Origin of the sequence: Streptomyces sp. CA-106110 (assembly GCF_050936285.1) — a bacterium.
Lineage (GTDB): Bacteria > Actinomycetota > Actinomycetes > Streptomycetales > Streptomycetaceae > Streptomyces.
On sequence record NZ_JBNJNB010000001.1, the window covers coordinates 3,200,152 to 3,220,545 of the forward strand.

20 protein-coding genes are annotated in these 20,394 nt (G+C 68.8%); 12 read left to right on the forward strand and 8 right to left on the reverse strand.

Annotated elements, in window-relative coordinates:
- Window positions 1-60 precede the first annotated feature (60 nt).
- On the forward strand, window positions 61-630 hold the full coding sequence (locus ACQEXA_RS14710) for an HD domain-containing protein (protein ID WP_432934381.1): 570 nt from the start codon (window positions 61-63) through the stop codon (window positions 628-630).
- Window positions 631-640: 10 nt separating this feature from the next.
- Here ACQEXA_RS14710 and ACQEXA_RS14715 read toward each other — a convergent pair whose 3' ends face one another.
- Complete coding sequence (locus ACQEXA_RS14715) at window positions 641-1,108, reverse strand: NUDIX hydrolase (RefSeq protein ID WP_432934379.1); 468 nt, start codon at window positions 1,106-1,108, stop codon at window positions 641-643.
- A 7-nt stretch (window positions 1,109-1,115) separates the two neighbouring features.
- Window positions 1,116-1,865 (reverse strand): XRE family transcriptional regulator, encoded by a 750-nt coding sequence (locus tag ACQEXA_RS14720; RefSeq protein ID WP_432934377.1) that lies wholly within the window; start codon window positions 1,863-1,865, stop codon window positions 1,116-1,118.
- A 98-nt stretch (window positions 1,866-1,963) separates the two neighbouring features.
- Here ACQEXA_RS14720 and ACQEXA_RS14725 point away from each other — a divergent pair, with 98 nt between their 5' ends.
- The 11 genes from ACQEXA_RS14725 to tyrS all read left to right on the forward strand — a co-directional run bounded on the left by ACQEXA_RS14725 (window position 1,964) and on the right by tyrS (window position 12,726).
- Window positions 1,964-2,662 (forward strand): HAD family hydrolase, encoded by a 699-nt coding sequence (locus ACQEXA_RS14725; RefSeq protein ID WP_433130272.1) that lies wholly within the window; start codon window positions 1,964-1,966, stop codon window positions 2,660-2,662.
- A 147-nt stretch (window positions 2,663-2,809) separates the two neighbouring features.
- On the forward strand, window positions 2,810-3,904 hold the full coding sequence (locus tag ACQEXA_RS14730) for a hypothetical protein (protein WP_432934373.1): 1,095 nt from the start codon (window positions 2,810-2,812) through the stop codon (window positions 3,902-3,904).
- The gene (locus ACQEXA_RS14735; protein WP_432934371.1) at window positions 3,904-5,949 is read left to right on the forward strand and encodes a hypothetical protein; all 2,046 of its coding nucleotides are present in this window, start codon (window positions 3,904-3,906) and stop codon (window positions 5,947-5,949) included. Before ACQEXA_RS14730 ends, ACQEXA_RS14735 begins: the two co-directional genes overlap by 1 nt.
- Entirely contained in the window at window positions 5,946-7,016 is a 1,071-nt protein-coding gene (locus ACQEXA_RS14740) for an enolase C-terminal domain-like protein (protein WP_433130274.1), read from the forward strand. Before ACQEXA_RS14735 ends, ACQEXA_RS14740 begins: the two co-directional genes overlap by 4 nt.
- The gene (locus tag ACQEXA_RS14745) at window positions 6,998-7,444 is read left to right on the forward strand and encodes a hypothetical protein (RefSeq protein ID WP_433130276.1); all 447 of its coding nucleotides are present in this window, start codon (window positions 6,998-7,000) and stop codon (window positions 7,442-7,444) included. Before ACQEXA_RS14740 ends, ACQEXA_RS14745 begins: the two co-directional genes overlap by 19 nt.
- On the forward strand, window positions 7,441-8,106 hold the full coding sequence (locus tag ACQEXA_RS14750; RefSeq protein WP_432934365.1) for an HAD family hydrolase: 666 nt from the start codon (window positions 7,441-7,443) through the stop codon (window positions 8,104-8,106). The genes ACQEXA_RS14745 and ACQEXA_RS14750 overlap by 4 nt, the downstream gene beginning before the upstream one ends.
- Window positions 8,103-8,900 carry a class I SAM-dependent methyltransferase gene (locus tag ACQEXA_RS14755; RefSeq protein ID WP_433130278.1) on the forward strand — a complete coding sequence of 266 codons (798 nt, stop codon included), beginning with the start codon at window positions 8,103-8,105 and terminating at the stop codon, window positions 8,898-8,900. Before ACQEXA_RS14750 ends, ACQEXA_RS14755 begins: the two co-directional genes overlap by 4 nt.
- Complete coding sequence (locus ACQEXA_RS14760) at window positions 8,897-9,736, forward strand: creatininase family protein (RefSeq protein ID WP_433130280.1); 840 nt, start codon at window positions 8,897-8,899, stop codon at window positions 9,734-9,736. Before ACQEXA_RS14755 ends, ACQEXA_RS14760 begins: the two co-directional genes overlap by 4 nt.
- Window positions 9,720-10,484, forward strand: coding sequence for a phytanoyl-CoA dioxygenase family protein (locus tag ACQEXA_RS14765; protein ID WP_433130282.1), 765 nt, complete (start codon window positions 9,720-9,722; stop codon window positions 10,482-10,484). Before ACQEXA_RS14760 ends, ACQEXA_RS14765 begins: the two co-directional genes overlap by 17 nt.
- A 3-nt stretch (window positions 10,485-10,487) precedes the next feature.
- On the forward strand, window positions 10,488-11,138 hold the full coding sequence (locus ACQEXA_RS14770; protein WP_432934358.1) for an L-threonylcarbamoyladenylate synthase: 651 nt from the start codon (window positions 10,488-10,490) through the stop codon (window positions 11,136-11,138).
- 184 nt (window positions 11,139-11,322) lie between these two features.
- Complete coding sequence (tyrS, locus tag ACQEXA_RS14775; RefSeq protein ID WP_432934356.1) at window positions 11,323-12,726, forward strand: tyrosine--tRNA ligase; 1,404 nt, start codon at window positions 11,323-11,325, stop codon at window positions 12,724-12,726.
- Window positions 12,727-13,138: 412 nt separating this feature from the next.
- Here tyrS and ACQEXA_RS14780 read toward each other — a convergent pair whose 3' ends face one another.
- From ACQEXA_RS14780 to ACQEXA_RS14805, 6 genes are all read right to left on the reverse strand, one after another.
- On the reverse strand, window positions 13,139-14,689 hold the full coding sequence (locus ACQEXA_RS14780; RefSeq protein WP_433130284.1) for an NCS1 family nucleobase:cation symporter-1: 1,551 nt from the start codon (window positions 14,687-14,689) through the stop codon (window positions 13,139-13,141).
- A 209-nt stretch (window positions 14,690-14,898) separates the two neighbouring features.
- Window positions 14,899-15,108, reverse strand: coding sequence for a hypothetical protein (locus ACQEXA_RS14785; RefSeq protein WP_432934352.1), 210 nt, complete (start codon window positions 15,106-15,108; stop codon window positions 14,899-14,901).
- A gap of 160 nt (window positions 15,109-15,268) precedes the next feature.
- Window positions 15,269-16,288: a TIGR03842 family LLM class F420-dependent oxidoreductase gene (locus ACQEXA_RS14790; RefSeq protein ID WP_433130286.1), complete on the reverse strand. Its 1,020-nt coding sequence runs from the start codon at window positions 16,286-16,288 to the stop codon at window positions 15,269-15,271.
- Window positions 16,289-16,299: 11 nt separating this feature from the next.
- The gene (gene hydA, locus ACQEXA_RS14795; protein ID WP_433130289.1) at window positions 16,300-17,700 is read right to left on the reverse strand and encodes a dihydropyrimidinase; all 1,401 of its coding nucleotides are present in this window, start codon (window positions 17,698-17,700) and stop codon (window positions 16,300-16,302) included.
- Between the two features lie 133 nt (window positions 17,701-17,833).
- On the reverse strand, window positions 17,834-18,676 hold the full coding sequence (locus ACQEXA_RS14800; protein WP_359398213.1) for a nitrilase-related carbon-nitrogen hydrolase: 843 nt from the start codon (window positions 18,674-18,676) through the stop codon (window positions 17,834-17,836).
- Between the two features lie 148 nt (window positions 18,677-18,824).
- Window positions 18,825-20,384 carry a PucR family transcriptional regulator gene (locus ACQEXA_RS14805; protein WP_359398215.1) on the reverse strand — a complete coding sequence of 520 codons (1,560 nt, stop codon included), beginning with the start codon at window positions 20,382-20,384 and terminating at the stop codon, window positions 18,825-18,827.
- Window positions 20,385-20,394 lie beyond the last annotated feature (10 nt).

Sequence of the window (20,394 nt, forward strand, 5' to 3'; positions counted from 1 at the left end):
CGTTGCCCACGATCACGGATGGCCAAGACGCCGTCGCCGTTGCTGCCCTATCGTCCCCCCGTGGCGACGACCGAGGTTGACTGGGCGTATGAACTGGCTGGCGAGCTGCTGAGTAGCAGCCTCCCGCGCAGGTGGGCACACACTCAGGGCGTTGCCGCTTGCGCCCGGATGCTGGCGCCGCTGGTCGGCAACAGCGCCCCGGTACTGGAAGCCGCTGCGGTGCTCCATGACATCGGCTACGCGCCACCGCTGGTCTCAACCGGATTCCATCCGCTGGACGGAGCACGGTACCTCCGGAGCGTGCACGCGGCGGAGGAACGGGTTGTCCGCTCGGTCGCGAACGACTCGTACGCCCTGCTGGAAGCCGAGGAGCGTGGCCTACGAGACGAGCTGACCGACGAGTTCCCCCTCCTGGGTGATCCGCTCCTGGTGGACGCGCTGGTCTACTGCGATATGACCACGACGCCGGACGGCCGACGGACGACGTCCCATGAACGGCTGCATGAGATCTTGGGCCGCTACGGCGAGGACAGCGTGGTGGGGCGTTTCATTCGCCGGGCCGCGCCGCACATCCACGCGAGTGTGGATCGGGTGCGGGCGGCCGCGGTCGAGGCCGACCTCGAGTTGTGAATGCGAGCCGTCACCCGAGGTAGGGGTAGGCCCCGGTGAGGTAGTGGCCGATCTGCTCGTGCATGCTCGCGTGGATGTCCAGCGTGTGCAGGTCGTCCGGGTGAATCCAGCGCACGCCGTCGGCCTCGTCGTTGACGGTGGGCTTGCCGCCGACGGGGCGGCCGATGTACACGGCCTCGTACTGTTGCCGGATCTCGCCGTCGGTGTACTCGATGATGTGGTCCGGGTTGGAGTAGACGCCGAGGAAACCGGTGACCTCCGCGACGATGCCGGTCTCCTCTTCGCACTCGCGGACGGCGCACTGTGCCGGACTCTCGCCGATGTCCTGGGCTCCGCCGGGCAGGGCCCACTGGCCGGTGTCGCGGCGTCGCTGGAGGAGGATGGCGCCTTCGTCGTTGACCACGAGCAGGTTACTGGCGGGGATGAGGGTGTTGGCCTTGGGGGCCTTGGGGTCGTGGTAGTACTCGGTCCTGCCCACGGTGGTGCTACTCCTGACTGTCGGGCGCCCAGGGGCGCGCGGATTCCCACACGGCCTCGAAGCTGTCGCTGTACCGCTGGAACCACTCTTCGCCGTCGGTGTTGCGGAGTTGGAGTAGCGGGTTGGCGCTGGCCGGCTGGCCCCAGATGTGCGGGTTGACCATGAGATGGTCGTCGTATCGGAAGATCGAGTTGTAGAGCGTCGTGTCGTGAAGGCGTACCTCGCAGCCTGGGTAGCCGACGAGGTCGCGGTAGTACGTGAGGGATGCCTTGATCTTGGCCGCGAGCGTGTCTCCGATGCCCTCCTCCCTGCCCCTGACACGGACCGCCTCCCCGTCCGGATCGCCGAAGCACAACCGGACACGAACGCCTGCCTGCGCCCTTTCCTGGAGCATCCTCGCGATGTGCGGGTTCGTCTGCGCGAAGAAGGTCCCTGAGAAGACGAGTACGTCGACCTGCTTCATTGCCCCCAGGAGCAAGGAGAGCCACACATCGCGGGGGACGCTCGCCCGATTGGGATAGGTGTCGACGAGTTCCGAGCGGGCCGTACCGGGCCGTTGAGCTCCCTGGCCGTTCTCCGGCCACAGGTATGTCTCGTCGACGCTCAGTAGGTTCGCGACCGTCCAACGGTGCCGACGGTGGGGGACCCTACCACCGACCCACCGGCTGGCAGTCTTGGGATCCACGGCGCAGGCTTCGGCCAACTCCTCCACGGTCAGGCCGCGTTGCACGAGCGCAGAACGCAGTCGTTCATTCACTCAGGCAACCCAACCGGACTGTGGCAGCAGGCCGCAAGTGCGATAAGCCCGGCGGACGCGGTTGTGGCCGGAACTGTTCGTATGCCTAGGCTGGTCCGGTGCCACTGATCGTGCTCTGGGACATCGACCACACCCTCATCGAGAACTCCGGCGTCAGCAAGGAGATCTACGCCGCCGCGTTCGAAGGCGTCGCCGGCCGTGCCGCCGACCATCCGGCCCGCACCAAGGGCCGGACCGACCGACTGATCCTCACGGGGATGTTCCGGGACCACGGTATGGAGTCACCGGAGTGGGCGTTGATCCAGCCCGCCCTGGAGGCCGCCGGCGCAGCGCGGGAGGCTGATCTCGCCCGTCGTGGCCGAGCGCTTCCCGGTGCTCGCGAGGCGCTCGCCGCGGTGGCGGCCGAACCCGGCCTGATCTCCTCAGTTCTGACCGGGAACATCCAGGCGAATGCCCGGATCAAACTCAGGGCCTTCGGGCTGGACGGACTGGTCGATATGGAGTGCGGGGCGTACGGAGCGGATGCGACGGACCGGGCGGATCTGGTCGACGTCGCCCGGGGCCGTGTCCGCGCCGCCTATGGCATCCCGGCCGAGACGCCTGTGGTGCTCATCGGCGACACCCCGCGTGATGTCCAGGCCGCCCTCGCCTCCGGCGCGCACGTGATTGCCGTGGCCTCCGGTGTCCACAGCGCAGACGAGCTGAAGCAGGCCGGAGCGAGCACCGTGCTCGCCGACCTCACGGACATCGCCGCCCTGATGCGTCACCTACGGTCACTGGCCCACGCCGTCTACTGAAAAACGTCCCGGGACGTCCGCCAAAAATCCCTGCGCGTGGTTCGCCGTCCTGCCCTACGACGGCACGCTCTTGGAAGCCGTCGGCGGAGCGTCCCCCGGGTTCCGCCGACGCCATCCCCTCTCCCGCCTCATGGATGGAGCATGCGCGTGACAGCTTTACTCGGCGGACAGGCGGGCGCGACGTCCACACTCGCGGGCGTAGAGCGACTCGCGCAGCAGTACGGCATCCCGGTCGAAGACGCCCTGCTCATCGCGATCAACCTCCACGGAATCGACGGGGAAGCCCCGCGTCACCGCGCCCGCTTGCAGGTGCGGCTGGACAGCGCACGTTCGGTGCCCTGGCAGCTCATCGTCCCGCTTAACGCGGCGGAGTCGCCCTTCCGCCTCTTGGCGGACGGGCAACTGCTGCTGGGTGAATCCGCAATCGGCCTTGTGGAGCGTGTCGATGCCGATGAGGCTGTCGGTGGCTACTTCCGCGACAACGGCACCGCCATGACCCTCAACCCGAACGCCCGTAGCCGATGCGTGGGCTGCGCCTTCTGCCCCAACACACTGGAAGCGGCGGCAGACCCGCGGCTGTCGGAGGAACAGGACCTCCGAGAACTCCTCGTCGCGCTGCGCGAACAGCACCCGCGGCGGAACCTGACGGAAGTCCGAGAGGTCACCGTCTCCACCGGATGCTTTGAGCGGGAGCCCGCGGCCGTCTACCATCTGCGGGCTCTGCGCTCGGTACTCGTCGAGTACCGCATCGAAGCCCGGCTCGGCTTCCTCACCTCAGTGCTCCACTCCAGGCAGGCGTTCGACGAGCTCGCCGACGTCGGCCCCTTCGTGCTCCGGCTCACCGCTGAGTGCTTTACCCGACGCGACCTTCTGCTGAAGGCCAGCAAGGCCGTACTGACGAGCACCTCGATGCCGGAAGTGCTGAGGCGGGCGGTCGCCGCCGGCCACGGCACGTCGTTCACGTACATCGCGGGCCTGGACGACCTCGACGCACTGCGCACCGGTGTCGAGGCCCTCGCGCCGTACGTGACCGAGTTCCCCAACTTCCAGGTCTACCAGGCACACAACCGCATCATGGTCGGCCTGCGCGCCTCGGGGGCCCAGGAGCTTGAGTACTACCTCCGCGCCCGCACCGAGATAGAGAAGATCATGAAGCCCTCCGGGCTGCGGCCTGCGGCATGGGAGTGCTACCGCCCCCTGTGGTACTTCACCTTCGCTGACGAGCCCCTGGTCGGTGCCTGATGGAGGGCAATGCCGTTCTGGCCGACGCCCTGTGGAGAGCCATCTGCTACGCCTCGGTGTGCCAACTCCACCTACAGGACAACGTCCTGCTCAGTCATCCGCTGACCGCCGAACACGCGAAGTCGCGCCCCTCGGGTCACTGGGGAACCGTGCCGGGCACCGCCTGGGCCTTGTCCCACCTCGCTCTCGCCGCCGGGGCCTTCGAAGAAGAAGTCGGCCTCGTGCCGCTGCTCGGAGCCGGGCACGCCGGCGTGGTCCAGCTCTCCGCCTCCTGGGTGACGGGCGAGCTTGGCAGGCTGCGCCCCGATTTCGGCCCGGACGCCGACGGTCTGCGACGGCTTTCCAGGTCGTTCCCCGACGTGGATGGACTGGGTGCCGAGGTCACCCCGGCGCTTCCCGCTGGTGCCTTTCTCAGCGGACGCCTCGGCGGCTGCCTGCCCTTTGCCCAAGGAGCCGCCCTGGGCGCTCCCGGTAGGGTCGTCGTCCCTGTGATCGGCGACGGCGAGTGCGAGACTCCGACCACCGCAGCCGCTTGGCTCGCGCACCGAGACCTCGCTGGCGCCGCCGTCCTTCCCGTAGTGCACGTGAACGGCTTCCGCATGGGCGGTCCATCTCTGCTCGGACGGCTGAAAGACGATCGCCTTCGCGCGTACTTCGCCGGCCTTGGATGGGATGTCGAGGTCGTCCACGTCACCACCGGATCACAGGCCGAGCACGCATCCTTTCACGCCGCTCTACAGGACGCCATGGAGTTCACCCTGCATGGCAGGCCTACAGCTCTCGTCCTGCGCTGCGTCAAGGGATGGACCGGCCCCGTCGCCCTCGGCAACCAGACGCTCCTCGGTACGCCTGCCCTGCATAAGACACCCCTCACGAACCCGCGCGCCGACGCGGAACAACTGGCGCAGCTCGATGACTGGCTAGCCTCCTACCGGCCTTCGCAGCTCTTCGACGCGAACGGGCACAGCCGAGGGCCTCTCGCGGAAGCGGTCGCTCAGGTTCGCTGGTGCTCCCTTCCCTCCGCACGGTCGGCAACTCCCCCAGCTCCACGAGAGGTCAGTGTGGTTTCGTTCGCAAGCGCGGTCACTGGGATTGTCCGGCAGCACGCCGAACGAGGGGACTTCCTGCTCCTCAGCCCCGACGAACTGGCCTCCAACCGTCTCCCCGATCTCGCGGCTGAGCGATGGGCTCACGAGCTGCTGGCAGAGGAGGTACTGCTGGAGTGGCTCGCTGGCTGGACCGCCAGCGGGCGACGGGGCCTGCTCGTGTCGTACGAAAGCTTCGCCCCTCTGCTCTCGAGCGGCCTGGTGGGGCACATCAAGCAGCGACGCCTCGACGGTGCGCGGGGCCTGCCCAGCCTCAACGTCCTCCTGACCTCCTACGGCTGGCACAACGTCCACACGCACGGCGACCCATCCCTCGCCACAGCCCTGCTGGGACTGGGCGCCCCCGGAGTGCGCGTGCTGACCCCGGCGGACCCGGCGCGGACGGCGGCGGTCCTGGACGAGGCGCTCGACTCGGTGGACCGCGTCAACCTGATCATCACCGGCAAGCACAGCCGCACTCGCCACGCAGAGGGATACCTCGCCGAGGAACAGAGCCGTGGTCTCGCGGTGTGGTCGCACCTCAGCGACGATGACGAGCCTGACCTGACGATCGTGACAGCAGGTGACATCCCCGCTGCCGTGGCCACGGAGGCCGTCGACCGCATTCGCAACCGTCACCGGTGCCGGGTCCGAGTCGTCAATCTGCTGGACCTCACGGTCCTCGGTGCCCCGAGCGTGTGGCCACGGGGTCTGAACGGTCGTGAGATCGAGGACTATCTCGGTGCCCACGCTCCCGTTTTCATCCTCACTCTCGGCCACCCGGCGGCTGTGTGGGGCCTGTTGGCGGGAAGGCTTCGCCGCCCCGTCGACGTCATCGGCTGGCAGGAGCCCGCCGGACCGATGCCGCAGCGCGATCTCGCCCGCACCATGGGCATGGACGTGTCGGGAGTCGAGCGGGCTGCCGACTTCCTCCTGGCCTCCCGCGAGGTGGTCCGATGACCTCGTGGACCATCCAGGACCTCCACGTGGTCCAGACAAGGCAGCCCGCGGCAGTCGGAGACGACACCTTCTTCGTCGCGGCCCGCGCCGGGCACGCGGTCGGCTGGTACGGCCCGGTCGGGGAACGCGTGGCACGCTTCGTGAACGACGTACTGGCCCCTGAGACGAAGGACGCGCTGGTCACGGACCACGTTGGCCTGCTCGACGGCCTGCAGACTGCGGCTCGCAGGCATCCGTCCGAGGTGGCGTCGTGGGCGGTCGGCACGGTCGACTGCGCCGTCTGGGACCTCCACGGCCGACTCGCCGAGCGCAGCGTGGCCGAACTCATTACGACCGCAGCGCCCCGGCTGCTCATCCCGGCGTATGCCTCCTGGCTCACCCAGGATCTCAGCAGCATCAACAGCCCGAACGTGCTGACCAGCGTCATGGCCGGCGGCTGGAGCTTCAGCAAGTGGGGGCTTCGCCGCGATCCGGCCGAACCGTCGGGGGAAGCAGCGGCCCGCATGGCCCAAGCGGTCGAGCGCTTCTCGGATGCTCTCGGCGCGCCGCTCGCCGTCGACGCGGTCGGCACCTGGACACCGGCCGTGGCCCTGGCCTTCGCGCAGGCCGCCGATCCCGCCTGCCTTCGGTGGCTGGAGGACCCGCTCCTGCGTCACGACGCGGACACCTACGAACTCCTGGCGGCTTCCCCGTTGCCCTTGGCAGTCGGCGAACGCGCGCACTGCGACGAGGACCCCGCCGGACTGATCCAGTACATACGGCCCAGTGCCCTGACCCTCGACACCGTCGGATGCGGCGGTCTGACTCGAGCGGCACAGATCATCCCAGTCGCTCAGGCCCAAGGCGTCCCCGTGTACCCGCACGGTCGCTCATTCCTGCCCGGCCTCCACCTCGCCGCCGCCTACCCCGACGCCGTCCCGGCCGTCGAGTACCGGCTGCGGTGGGAGCCCGGGCGCCAACGCCTCTACGAGGTGCCGCTCCGCCCTGAAAAGGGCCACATCCGCCTGCCCGACACCCCAGGTCTTGGCACCACACCAAGGAGCACAGCATGCCCAGCGCCTCACTGAACGTCCCTGTCGAGGGCACGGTTACCCACAGCCCGGAAGGGCCCCTGCTCCGCCTGTCGCGACGACTCGACGGCCACGACACCTTCCTCACCGGAAGCGTCGACATCGAGGACTCGTCCGTCCCTGTGCGCATCCTGACGCTGGACGACGTCACCGTCTTGCGCCCCACGAACGGCTTTCCGGCTTCGGCCGACGGCGAGCACTGGCACGGCCGACTGCACGTGCCGCACGGATTGCGTCCCCGCAGCGTCCCACCGGACCTCAACGCCGCCGCCGATCAAGAAGGGCGATCACTCGGCGCGCTCGACGACGCGGAGCTGCGGTACGTTCTCACGTTCCTCTCCGAAGCCACCGCTCCGGACATCCGGCAGGCCCGTATCGAAGCCGTCGTCTCAGCGCTCCCGGCCACCACGGGGAGGACCCAGTGACGTCACGGCCCGAACGGCTGGTCTCGGTGGACGTCGGGGGCACCCTGGGCATGGCCGACGGCCCCGGCCTGACGATGCGGCTGGTCGAGGCGTCGCCGCTTCCTCCTGCGCGTACCCGCGAGATCCTTCGGTCCAGCCTGCACACCCGCCCGGTCCTGACCGACTCCCTGGTCCACGAGGTCTGCGAGGCCATCCAGGTGCCGGCAGAGACGTTCCCACGCGATGTGCCACCGGCCCCGTTCAGCCTCTACCCCGGTACCACCGAGGCCCTGCGCAGGATCAGTGCCGTAGCGACCGTCGTCACCCTCTCCAACGTGACTTGTGTCGACGCCGACACCGGCGGAATGCGCACGCTTCTCTCCCCGTGGGTGAGCGACTTCTTTCCGTCCTGTCGCATCGGCCACACCAAGCCCGACCGTCGCGCCTTCCAGGCCGTGACCGACCACTTCCACACGGACCCAAGTGGCCTGATCCACGTCGGTGACGACTGGACGTGCGACATCGTGGGTGCCATCGAAGCAGGGGCGCGTGCCGTGTGGATCTCGCGCGGAAGGCAGGTCCCCGACGAGTCCCTGCTCGTTGACCAGGGTGTGCTCGTCGCGGACGACTTGGCGGCAGCCGCCGCCCACATCCAGCACCTCGCACCTCGGAGCGCCACATGAGCCTGTTCACGGGAACCGCTAGCTACTACCGCCAGTTCCGCCCCGGCATCCCGGAAGACGTCGCCGCAGCCTTGGACCAGGCCGCACCGACCCGTACCGGCGGGACGCGTCGCCTGCTGGACGTCGGCACCGGCACCGGACTGGTCGCTGAGGCACTGCTCGGCCGCTTCGACGACATCATCGCCATCGACAACGACGCCGACATGCTCGCCGCGGCGGAGTCGGCGCTGCGCCCGAAGCTCCCCGGAGGAACACGCCTGTCGCTCGTAGAGAGCACCGCCGAGGACTTCGTGCCGCCCGCCGGCTGGAAGGCCGACGTGGTCACGATCTGCCGCGCGTTCCACTGGCTCGACCAGGCCGGCGTACTGGCCCGCTTGGACGACCAGGTCGCTCCCGACGGCGTCGTGGCCATCTTCGGCGACAGCAGCTTCTGGACCGCCACCAGCCCATGGAAGGAGGCCGTCCGAGACGTCATCAAGACGTTCCTCGGCGAGGAACGGCGCGCCGGCTCCGGCACCTTCCAGCACCACAACCGCCCCTACAGCGAGATCATGGAGGAGTCGCCCTTCGACCAGGTCGAGGAGGCGCAGATCCCTGTCCACCGCACCTGGACCACCGAGAGCATCCTCGGCTACCTCTACTCCACATCCTTCGCCGCGCCCCACCTCTTCGGCGACCGGCTGCCGGAATTCGAGACCGCGGTCAAGGAGCGGCTCACGGACTTCAGTAAGGACGACACCTTCCCGGAGGAGAACGAGTTCCTGATCTGCTTCGGGCGGCGGAGCAGGAGGTGACGACCAGCAGCACCAGACGGGCGTTCGCCGCGCTCACCGCACCTCGTGTGGCGGCCGAGCTCGGCGAGCGGTCCGTCCTTTGCCTGCCGCTCGGGTCGGTCGAACAGCACGGCCCGCACCTGCCCCTGAACACCGACACCGTCATCGCCGAGCGCTTCGCCCACCGTCTGGCCGCGCATGTGGCGGGCCGGTACGACCTCTGGGTAGGACCGGCCGTCCCCTACGACCTTTCGCCCGAACACGCTCGGACGCCGGGGACCGTCACCGTGGCCCTCCACCTGTACGCCACGCTGATCACCACGCTCGTCACCGAGTACACCCGCTCCATGCGTGTCGGCTCCGTGCTCCTCATCAACGGACACGGCGGCAACCGCGGCGTGCTGGAAGCGGTCGTCCACCAGCTCCGCCACTCCTACGGCGTTACCACCTGCGTACTGCACCCGACCGCACTCGCCGCCAGCCGCATTCCGCTCGACAGCGAGCTGCCCGAGGTGCATGCCGGGGCGCTGGAGACCGCCCTCATGCTCGCCCTCGACCCGGACCGGGTCCGACTGGACCTCCTGCCAAGCGAGGCGTTCCCCGACCCCGGCCAGCGCCGGGCGATCGGCCAGCTCGTACTCGATCGGGGCGTCACCTGGCCTTGGACCTCCGACGACCCCGCGCTCTCCACCGACGGCGTCATCGGCGGCGATCCGCGCAAGGCCACCCCGGAAGTGGGCCAGAAGCTCCTCACCGCAGCGCTCGACGCCAGTACGCACGTCCTCGACCGCATCGACACGGCCACGTCCCATGGGCCGTCGCAGACCCTACGGAGGCACTATGCCCCTCACGTCTGAGGAGCAGACCACGTTCAAACAGGCGGGCGTTCTCGTACGCCGTGCACTAGTCGCCCCCGCACTCGTCCAACGCGCCACCTCCCTGGTTGGAACCTGGTACCGCGACCTGAAACCCGGCGACATCCCGGCCTACAGCCAGCGCACCTTCGCCCCCGAACTCGGGAACCACCCCGACATCCTCGCCCTGTACGGGGAGACGGACGCCGCCGAACTCGCCACCGACCTCCTCGGGGACACCCTCCGCGTCACCACCGCCCAGATCCAGATCCGCGTGCCCGAGTCGGAGTTCCCCGACGCGCAGCCGGAGAAGGCGATGCACGTGGACGGGGTCTCCTGCCCTCACCTCGATCCGCGAGAACTGCGTACCTTCTCGCTCCTCGTCGGGGTCATCCTGTCCGACGTGAGCAGCGCGCAGGACGGCGCGCTGCACTACCAGCCGGCCGGTCACCACACCATGGCGGGCTGGTTCCGGACTCAGTGGTCGCTCGGCATGACGGAACAGGTGCCCCCAGAGGTCGACCACGAGCGGGGTGTGCCCCTGCTCGGCGCCCCCGGCGACGTCCTGCTCATGCACCACCTCGTCCCGCACTCGGTGGGACGAAACCTCACCCCGTTCCCCAGGGTGATGGCCTACTTCCGCGTCTCCCACCCGGACCACCCCCGCCGCCCACTCGAAGCCCTGCGCGACCCATGGCTCGACTATCCGCCTCTCACCGCGACCTCTCAGCCCGCAGTCGACAAGGAGTAGCCCATGCGTGTCATCGGTCCCGAAAACCTCGAAGCCGCAGCACAGGCGATCGAGGGCGGAGGACTCGTCGTCGTCCCGACCCGACGCTGGTACATGGTCTGCGCCGACGCGAGCAACGCGCAGGCGTGCGACGACATCATGACGGGCAAGCGCCGCCCGAGCGGCAAGCCCCTCGCCTACGTAGCCACCTCCACCGCATCCTGCGAGGAACGCTTCATCCTCAGCCCGGAGGCCAGGCGACTCGCGGCAGCCTTCTGGCCCGGCGACCTCGCCCTGCTACTGCCGTGGCAGAATGCGGAAGACGCCGCCCAGCACGCGGCAGTCGGATCACCCGCCCTGGTCACGATCGCCCCGGGCATCCTCGGGGACCTCGCGTCGGCGGTGAAAGTTCCTCTCGCGGCCACCACAGCCAACATCTCCGGGGACGCCGGTCCGAACGACCCCGGACCGGCCATCACCCTCGACCAGGCTCACGCCTTCCTGGCCGCCTCCGGCCTGGAGCCCGACGTCATCGTCGACGGAGGAGTGTGCCCGGCGGCGAACCACATGACCATCGTCGACTGCTTCACCCCGGAGGCCAGGCTGGTGCGTACGGGCCTCGTCCACCAGCGGGCCATCTCGGCGGCGCTAGGCACCGAGATCCGGACCGCCTGACGGCCTCGCCCCCTCCCACTGAGCAGACAGGAGCGGGCTACCCGAGCGAACAAGAGGGTGCGCGGGCCGTGCAGTTGCCGTCTCCCAAATTCGATGTACTGGCACAACACCTACTCGGTAGTGTCGCCGCTTCCAAACCCGTACTGGACAAGGATGTTGTCCGGCCCAGGAGCGCAGAGGTGCCATGAGCCGTTTGAGTGAGTCCGTCACACGTGTCATGCACATCCTCGATGGAGCGGACCTGGGCGCGGACTACACGGTCGCGCAACTGCTCGGCGAGACAACAGCAAGGCGCTCTCTCGACCTCTCCGACCTCTCCCCCCAGGAGCAGGCCTCCCTGGTCGAGCGGCGCGCGATCAACCTGATCCCCTCAGCGACGGTGCTCGCCGAGAAGATCGAGGCCGCGCAGGCGGCGGGACGGCCGTTCGTCGTGAAGTACGGCATCGACCCGACCTCGCTCGATGTCCACCTCGGACACGCGGTGCCGATCATTATCGCCAGCCGGTTCCAGCGGATGGGCCACCACGTCGTCTTCATCATCGGCGACGTCACGGCCAAGATCGGCGACCCTTCGGGACGCTCCTCGGAGCGACCGCCCCTCACCGACGAGGACATCGCGCGCAACCTGAGCGGCTACCAGCAGCAGGTCACGCCGTTCATCGACTTCGAGCGCGCCGACCTACGTTTCAACGGCGAGTGGCTGAACAAGGTCACCCTGCCGGAGCTCGTCGGGGTCCTCGCCCGGGTGCCGGTCTCCATGTCGCTCCAGCGCGAGGACTTCCGCACCCGACTCGCCGAGGGCCACGGGCTGTCGGTCGCCGAGTTCGTCTACTCCGTCGTCATGGCGTGGGACTCGGTGGCCATCGACGCCGATGTCGAACTCGGCGGTGTGGACCAGCTGCTGAACCTCCAGATGTGCCGCAAGGTGATGGAGATCTCGGAGCAGACCCCCGAGGTCGTCATCACCACCCCGCTCATCGAGGGCACCGACAGCACGGGCACCAAGATGAGCAAGAGCAAGGGTAACTACGTGGGCCTGAAGGCGTCGCCTGATGACGTCTACGGTCGGCTGATGTCCATCCCCGACCACCTGACCGAGTCGTACCTCCAGCTGCTCACCGAGTGGACGGACGACGAGATTCGCATGATCACCAAGCGCCTGGAGGAGGGAACTGCGCACCCGATGGCGGTCAAGCGCATCCTCGCAGGCGAGGTGGTGGCCGCCCTCCATGGCCTGGACGCTGCCGCCGCCGCCCGGGCGGAGTTCACGGCGCGCTTCTCGAAGCGCTCCTTTGGGGACACGCAGAACCTCCCCGTCGTCTCCCTGAAGGATCACGCCGAGGAGACGCTCGGCACGCTGGTCAGCCGCACGCTGGAGTTCGCTCCCAGCATCTCCGCCGTGCGCCGTGTAGCTCAGCAGAAAGGCCTCCGCCTGATCCGCGAATCGAACGGAGACCAGCAACCGACTCCGCTCACGGAGGCTTCTGTTCAACAGACGCTCGGCGCAGTTGTGAACGAGGCCGGGGCACTCGATGGCGCCGAGCTGTACCTCAAGGTGGGTCGTAAGGTCGCCCGTATCCACGTCTGAGATCGAGGTCCGGCGCCGACCTACCAGTATGGGTCAGCGCCGTTCTCTTTGGCCTCTGTGCGACCGCGCGAGGCAAGCCGGGGTAGGGCGTGATTCACGCCCACTGGCGCGCTGTGTCCCGTCGATCCGAACCAGTCGAGAGACATCGTCCGCCCCTCTGCTCCTGGGACTTTTCAGGGACTTTCAGTGCTGTCCGAGGGACTTCCGAGGGACTTTTCGCCGCCTTACACGGCAAGCCCCCGAAAGACCGGAAAGAGCCTCCGACGCAGGTCAGAGGCCCTTTCCCTGGCAAAGCCGCAGGTGGCGGCAGACGAGTCGGGCTGTACGCCGGGTACTGTCGTCCTCCCGGTACAAGGGCACAGGCGTACTCCGCCAGATCCGTGCCCGGCGTACTCACCAGCCGGTCTGCGGTTCAGGCGTCCTGGTTCCGCCCGGTGCCGAGGCTGAGCAGCGTGTAGAGCAGCACGGCGGAGGCCAGGCCGACCGCCCAGCCGTAGTCGGCCAGCGGCTTGAGGAATGGGATGACCCCGTCGACGGGGAACGGGCCCTGCTTGACGCCCTTGACGACGGTCGAGTACGAGCCACCGACGGCCAGGATGCCTCCAACCACGAATGCCGCCACCGCGCGCAGGTTCCACCCGCCGGTGTACCAGTACCGGCCGCCAGACTGGTACAACTCCCCCAGCGCCAGGCGGGCACCGCGCACGATCCAGTAGTCGGCGACTAGGATGCCGGCCACCGTGCCGAGCAGGCCTCCGACGAAGCCGAGCCACGTGAAGATGTACACGTGCGGGTTGGCGATCAGCTTCCACGGCATGATCAGGATGCCGACCACGCCGGTGATCAGCGCGCCGGTGCGGAAGCTGACCAGTCGCGGCAGCAGGTTGGACAGGTCGTACGCCGGTGAGACGACGTTGGCGGCGATGTTCACCGACAGGGTCGCCACCATGACGATGAGCAGTGCGAACAGGGCGCCGACAGTGTTACTCATCTTCGCGCTCAGTGCGATCGGGTCCCAGATCGGCTCCCCGTAGACAGCCTGCGAGCCTGACGTGACCAGCACCGATAGGACCGCGAAGAGCGTCATCGTGGTCGGCAGGCCCAGTGTCTGGCCCCACAGCTGAGCGCGTTGGCTACCGCCGAAGCGAGTGAAGTCGGGGATGTTCAGCGACAGTGTGGACCAGAAGCCGATCATGCCCATGAGCGAGGGGAAGAAGACCTTCGCGAAGTCGCTCCCCCAGCCGAGACGTGAGGGCTGGTCCAGGAGGGGGCCGAAGCCTCCCGCCTTGGCGGCCATGAAGCCCAGCAGGGCCAGCGCGCCGACGATCACCAGCGGCGCCGCCCAGTTCTCGACTCTGCGCAGGGTCTCCATGCCGCGGGTGATGATCGCGACCTCGATGAGCCAGAAGACAAGGAACGACAGCCACTGAGTCCATGGCGTGCCCGCTATAGCGCCGGCGTTCAGCCAGCCGTGGCCGAACAGTTTGCCGGCGAGCAGGAAGATGCCTTCCCCGCCGATCCAAGTCTGGATGCCGAACCAACAGCAGGCCACCGCCGCGCGCACCATCGCCGGCAGGTTCGCGCCGCGCACCCCGAAGGACGCCCGGGCGAAGACGGGGAACGGGATGCCGTACTTGGTGCCGGCGTGGCCGGTCAGCAGCATCGGTATGAGCACGATCACGTTGGCCAGCGCGATCGTCAGCACCGCCTGCTTCCAGTCCATCCCCAGCGCCACCAGCCCCGAGGCCAGCGTCCACGACGGAATACAATGCGCCATTCCCACCCAAAGGGCGAGATAGTTGTAAGTCCCCCACGTACGGCGCTCGATCGCGACCGGCACCAGGTCCGCGTTGGCGAAACGCGAGTCGTCCAGCCCCGCCGGATCGGACAAGGCGACCCGGCCGTCTGGATGCGCCTGCTGTGCAACGGCCGGATCGGCCAGGGTTCTTCCACTGGAGGACATTGGAGACCACCTCGCAACTCGGAGACTCATGCAGGGACGTGAATCCTGGGCCTTGTCGCAACCCCGGGACTACAGCGAACGATGGAGAAGCCGACCAGCTCCGCGAGCACAGCTGCGGAAGGCGACCCACTCCGACGGCGTCAAGCACGCACACTGGCCGCGTGCTCGCGCGACCAGCACGATGGCTGGCGAAGGCACTGGTCAGCGCCTCACTGCGCAGTATGTGTTCTCTCTTGCGCAACACACAGTGCGGAGAAGTTGTACGTGGTCCAGGTGCGCCGTGCGACGGGGACCGGAAGCAGGTCCTCGTTGGCGTACTGACCGGTGGGCTGCGCGGAGCCCGGGGCGAACTCCACCCGCCCGTCAGGGCCGGTGACTTGGTCGGACAGCGGTATGGCCGTAGGAGCCGTGTCGGTCATGGGCAGGCCAATCATGAGGCGGGACGGGAAAGGCCGTGGGGGTGGCGTAGCCGATGGGGGGTGCGCCCCGGCAACGAAGGCACGGGAGCGCCCTGGCCCCTTCCCGGGGGAGCGAGAAGGGGACGAGCGAAGAGGGCCGGTGGAAGGACCCTTGCGGGAACTAGCCGTTGACGGCCGGGATGACCTGACTCCCGTACGCGTCGATGACCGCTTCCTGAGCGTCGTGCATGTCGTAGACGGCGAACTGGTCGACCCCGAGGTCGCGCAGCGCGATGAGCTTGTCGATGTGCTGCTCGGGCGGGCCGATGAGGCAGAACCGGTCGACGATCTCGTCGGGCACGAACTGGGTGTCGGGATTGCCGCTGCGTCCGTGATGGGAGTAGTCGTAGCCCTCCCGAGCCTTGATGTACTCAGTGAGTTCCTCGGGTACGGCGGCGGAGTGCTCGCCGTACTTGGCGACCAGATCGGCCACGTGGTTGCCGACCATGCCGCCGAACCAGCGGCACTGCTCACGGGCGTGCGCGAGCGCCTCGGGCGAGTCGTCCTCGGTGACGTACGCCGGGGCCGCGACGCAGATCTTGACCTCGGACGGATCGCGTCCGGCGGCGACGGCCGCGTCCTTCACGGCCTTCACCATGTACTCGGTCAGATACAGATCGGCGAGCTGGAGGATGAAGCCGTCCGCCTCCTCCCCGGTCATCTTCAGGGCCTTGGGGCCGTACGCGGCCATCCAGACCGGCAGTTCGGCGCCCGGCTTGATCCACGGGAACCCGATCACCGTACCGCCGAGGTCCGCCTCGTCGCCACGGGCGAGGGCCCGGATGACCTTCATGGCCTCGCTGATGCGGGCCAGGGTGTTGGGTTTGCGGCCCGCGACGCGCATGGCCGAGTCACCGCGGCCGATACCGCAGATCGTGCGGTTGCCGAACATGTCGTTGAGGGTGGCGAACGTGGAGGCCGTGACCTCCCAGGTGCGGGTGCCCGGGTTCGTCACCATCGGACCGACCGTGAGCTTCTGGGTGTTCGCCAGGATCTGGCTGTAGATCACGAACGGTTCCTGCCACAGCACGGCCGAGTCGAAGGTCCAGCCGTAGCGGAAGCCGTTGCGCTCGGCACGCTTCATCAGGCTGACGACCCGCGATGCCGGCGGGTCGGTCTGCAGGACGAGTCCGAAGTCCATGGGCGCCACTCCTAGTTGAGGTACTGACAGGTGGAGCGGGGGGTGTAGACGCCGTGGCCCGCGTGTCCGGTGAACTCCCGGTCGGTGATGACGGGCTCCCCGCGCGAGAGGACGGTCTCGACCCGGCCGGTGGTGCGCTTGCCCTCGTACGCCGAGTAGTCGACGTTCATGTGGTGGGTCTCGGCGGACATGACCTGCTCGGCGTGCGGGTCGTAGATGACGACGTCGGCGTCCGCGCCCGGGGCGATGGTGCCCTTCTTCGGGTAGAGCCCGAACATGCGGGCCGGGGCGGCGCAGGCGATCTCGATCCAGCGGCGGCGGGAGATGTGCCCGTCGACGACGGCCTGGTGGAGCAGGTCCATACGGTTCTCGACGCCGGGCATTCCGTTGGGAATCTTCGAGAAGTCGCCCCGGCCCAGCTCCTTCTGGCCCACGAAGCAGAAGGGGCAGTGGTCGGTGGAGACCACCTGGAGGTCGTTGGTGCGCAGCCCCTTCCACAGGGCCGCCTGGTGCTCCTTGGGGCGAAGCGGCGTGCTGCACACGTACTTCGCGCCCTCGAAGTCCGGCTCGGCGAGGTTGTCGGTGGACAGGAAGAGGTACTGGGGGCACGTCTCGCCGAAGACGTTGAGCCCCTCGTCCCGTGCCCTGGCCAGCTCGGCGACCGCCTCCTGCGCCGAGACGTGCACGACGTACAGCGGCGCGCCGGCGACCTGGGCGAGCTTGATGGCGCGGTGGGTGGCCTCGGCCTCCAGCAGGGCCTTGCGGACCTCACCGTGGTAGCGCGGGTCGGTCTCGCCGCGGGCCAGTGCCTGTTCGACCAGCACGTCGATCGCGATGCCGTTCTCGGCGTGCATCATGATGAGGCCACCGTTCTCGGCGGAACGCTGCATGGCGCGCAGGATCTGGCCGTCGTCGCTGTAGAAGACGCCGGGGTAGGCCATGAACTGCTTGAAGGAGGTGACACCCTCCTCGACCAGCAGATCCATCTCCTTGAGCGTCTCCTCGTTGACATCGGAGACGATCATGTGGAAGCCGTAGTCGACGGCGCAGTTGCCCTCGGCCTTGGCGTGCCAGGCGTCCAGGCCCTCGCGCAGGGTGTGGCCGACGCTCTGCACGGCGAAGTCCACGATGGTCGTGGTCCCGCCCCAGGCGGCGGCCCGGGTCCCGGTCTCGAAGGTGTCGGAGGCGAAGGTGCCGCCGAACGGCAGCTCCATATGGGTGTGGGCGTCGACGCCGCCCGGGATGACGTACTTGCCGGTGGCGTCTATGGTCCGCTCGGCCGTGAAGGCCTCGGCGGCCGGGGTGCCGGTCGCGGCGAGGGCGGCGATGCGGCCGTCCTCGATCAGGACGTCGGCGTGGATCTCGTCGGACGCGGTGATGACGAGGCCACCGCGGATGACGGTACGAGTCATGCTCACCCTCCGGGCGTTGACGGCGGTCGTGAGAAGTGCGGGTTGTCTGTGGCTTGTCGCGCCCACGCGGCGGAGCCGCATGCCGGGCCTGCCCCCGCGCCCCTCTTCAGGGGCGCGGGGGTACCTTCACCCGTTACGGCGCGGTCAGCGGGCCGTACGTGCCCGGGGCGCGGTCGCGGTAGAACTGCCAGCGGTCACGGACCTCGCGCAGCTTGGCCAGATCGAGGTCGCGCACGACGAGCTCGGTCTCCTTGTCGCTCGCCACCTCGCCGACGAACTGCGCCTCGGGGTCCACGAAGTACGAGGTCCCGTAGAAGTCGTTGTCGCCCAGCTCCTCGACGCCCACCCGGTTGATCGCACCCACGAAGTACTCGTTGGCCACGGCCGCGGCCGGCTGCTCCAGCTGCCAGAGATAGCCGGAGAGGCCGCGCGAGGTGGCCGACGGGTTGAACACGATCTCGGCGCCCGCGAGGCCGAGGGCCCGCCAGCCCTCCGGGAAGTGGCGGTCGTAGCAGATGTAGACGCCGATCCGGCCCACCTTGGTGTCGAAGACGGGCCAGCCGGAGTTGCCGGGACGGAAGTAGAACTTCTCCCAGAAGCCCTTCACCTGAGGAATGTGGGTCTTGCGGTACTTGCCGAGGTACGAGCCGTCGGCGTCGATCACCGCCGCGGTGTTGTAGAGGACGCCGGGCTGCTCCTCCTCGTACATGGGCAGCACCAGTACGATGCCCAGCTCCTTCGCCAGCGCCTGGAAGCGCTTGACGATCGGGCCGTCCGGAATCCGCTCGGCGTACTCGTAGAACGCCGGGTCCTGGACCTGGCAGAAGTACGGCCCGTAGAACAGCTCCTGGAAGCACAGGACCTGAGCACCCTGCGCGGCCGCGTCGCGGGCCGCCTGCTCGTGGACCTGGATCATCGATTCCTTGTCGCCCGTCCAGGCGGTCTGGAAGACGGCGGCACGGATCACTCTGCTCATCGGGACCTCCGGTCGCTCGGTGTGCGGTGAGCTTAGGAAGCCGTGCGGGCCGCTTTGAGTTGCACCGTGTCACGTCTGCGGGCGCCCTGCGTTGCACGGTGTCAACCCGGCTCGTGCACACTGGTTTCCCGCACTTTTCCACGGTGTTTCACCCCTGTTGGGCGTCGTGCGCGAGCAGCGCGATGTGCACGGAGGCGGCCTGTTCGAAGTCGTCGAGATCGACCCCGAGGCGGGCCTGAATGGCCTCCAGCCTGCGGTAGAGGGCGGGACGGCTGACGTGGTGGAGCTGGGCAGTGCGGGACTTGTTGCGGCCGGTGGCGAGATACGTCCGCAGCACCGGCAGCAGCTCCTGCTCGGCGTCGCGCCCGCACAGCAGTCCGTCGAGTTCCCGCTCGGCGAAGGACTGGACGTGCGGGTCGTCGCGCAGCAGCCGGATCAGGCCGCGCAGATGGACGTCCCTGAGCCGGACCACCGGCGGCAGGTCGAGCGCGGCCGAATGCCCGGCGACGGCGTCGGCCACATGCCGGGCCTCGCGCAGCCCGGCGGGTACGTCCTCCCAGGCGGCGCGCGCGTCGGCCGCCGCGACGACCGTTCCGCCCGAGACCGACTCCGTCCTCAGCCGGGCGGCGAAGTGGGCGGTCAGCGCCTCGGCGTCCTGGTCGCGGGGGAGGCTGAGCAGCACGGCGGTGGCCCCGTCGGCGAGTTCGGCGACGAGCCCGGAGAGCCCGAGCAGGCGCAGCATCCGGTCCAGATGGGCCGGGTCCCCGTCGCGGACCACGAGCGGCACGAAGGTACGGCGGTTGACGGGCAGTCCGGCGGCACGCGCCCGCGGCAGCAGCTGACGGGCCGGCACCACGCCGAAGACGAGGTCCGTCAGCAGGCTCTGGGCGGACTGCTCCTCCCAGCTGTGCACCGAGCCGCCGAGCATGCGGTGCAGGACGAGGGCCTCGGCCGCGCGCTCGGCGAGGAGGCTCCCGATGGGGCTGTCGCCGCGGTAGCCGCACAGCACGATCCGGCCCCAGCGCTCGCCGCGTCCGCCCAGTTCGGCGCGGACCCAGCCGTCGCCCTCGGTGCCGCCCGCCTGCCGGGCGATGCGCTCCCAGTCGCGCAGCACGTCGTCCACCGCGGACCGCTCCCCCGCCGTCGCGAGCACGCGGTGCGCAAGGTTGGCGAGGATCACGGGACAGCCGGCGTGCACGGCGATCTCGTCGAGCAGTCGCTGCAGCGGGGCGCAGGCCGTGATGAGTCCGGTCAGCGCCGTACGGACGGACTCCGACAGGCTCACGGCCGCGAAATTCCGCCGCACGAGCCGGGACTGGACCTCCTCGGTCAGTTCGGCGAACGGGAAGGGCCGGTGCAGGACCACCATGGGCAGTCCGCAGCGTTCGGCCGCCCGGCGCATCACGTCCGGCGGCGTGGGGAAGGCGCGGCCGAGTCCGAGGACGACGGCCGCGGCCTCCGCGCGATGCAGGGAGCGGATGTAGTCGGTCTGCTTGTCCTCGTCGCCGGCGAGCAGCACCCCGGTGGTCAGGACCATCTCGCCGCCGGTGAGCATCACCCCGACGTCGGCGGCCTCTGCGACGTGCACCCAGCGCACCGGTCGGTCGAGGTTCGCCGCGCCGGCCACCACCTCGGGCTCTCCGGCGAGCACCCGGTCCAGCGTGAGAACCTGGCGTACCGACAGGGCGGGTTCCAAGGCGGTGGTCATGGCTGTCTTC

Bases quoted from the DNA above. Each gene is read 5' to 3' on its own strand.
- tyrS (WP_432934356.1), top strand. From the start codon at position 11,323: ATGAGCCGTTTGAGTGAGTCCGTCACACGTGTCATGCACATCCTCGAT.
- ACQEXA_RS14735 (WP_432934371.1), top strand. From the start codon at position 3,904: ATGGAGGGCAATGCCGTTCTGGCCGACGCCCTGTGGAGAGCCATCTGC.
- ACQEXA_RS14770 (WP_432934358.1), top strand. From the start codon at position 10,488: ATGCGTGTCATCGGTCCCGAAAACCTCGAAGCCGCAGCACAGGCGATC.
- ACQEXA_RS14745 (WP_433130276.1), top strand. From the start codon at position 6,998: ATGCCCAGCGCCTCACTGAACGTCCCTGTCGAGGGCACGGTTACCCAC.
- ACQEXA_RS14765 (WP_433130282.1), top strand. From the start codon at position 9,720: ATGCCCCTCACGTCTGAGGAGCAGACCACGTTCAAACAGGCGGGCGTT.
- ACQEXA_RS14755 (WP_433130278.1), top strand. From the start codon at position 8,103: ATGAGCCTGTTCACGGGAACCGCTAGCTACTACCGCCAGTTCCGCCCC.
- ACQEXA_RS14805 (WP_359398215.1), bottom strand. From the start codon at position 20,384: ATGACCACCGCCTTGGAACCCGCCCTGTCGGTACGCCAGGTTCTCACG.
- ACQEXA_RS14790 (WP_433130286.1), bottom strand. From the start codon at position 16,288: ATGGACTTCGGACTCGTCCTGCAGACCGACCCGCCGGCATCGCGGGTC.
- ACQEXA_RS14785 (WP_432934352.1), bottom strand. From the start codon at position 15,108: ATGACCGACACGGCTCCTACGGCCATACCGCTGTCCGACCAAGTCACC.
- ACQEXA_RS14800 (WP_359398213.1), bottom strand. From the start codon at position 18,676: ATGAGCAGAGTGATCCGTGCCGCCGTCTTCCAGACCGCCTGGACGGGC.
- ACQEXA_RS14740 (WP_433130274.1), top strand. From the start codon at position 5,946: ATGACCTCGTGGACCATCCAGGACCTCCACGTGGTCCAGACAAGGCAG.
- ACQEXA_RS14780 (WP_433130284.1), bottom strand. From the start codon at position 14,689: ATGTCCTCCAGTGGAAGAACCCTGGCCGATCCGGCCGTTGCACAGCAG.
- hydA (WP_433130289.1), bottom strand. From the start codon at position 17,700: ATGACTCGTACCGTCATCCGCGGTGGCCTCGTCATCACCGCGTCCGAC.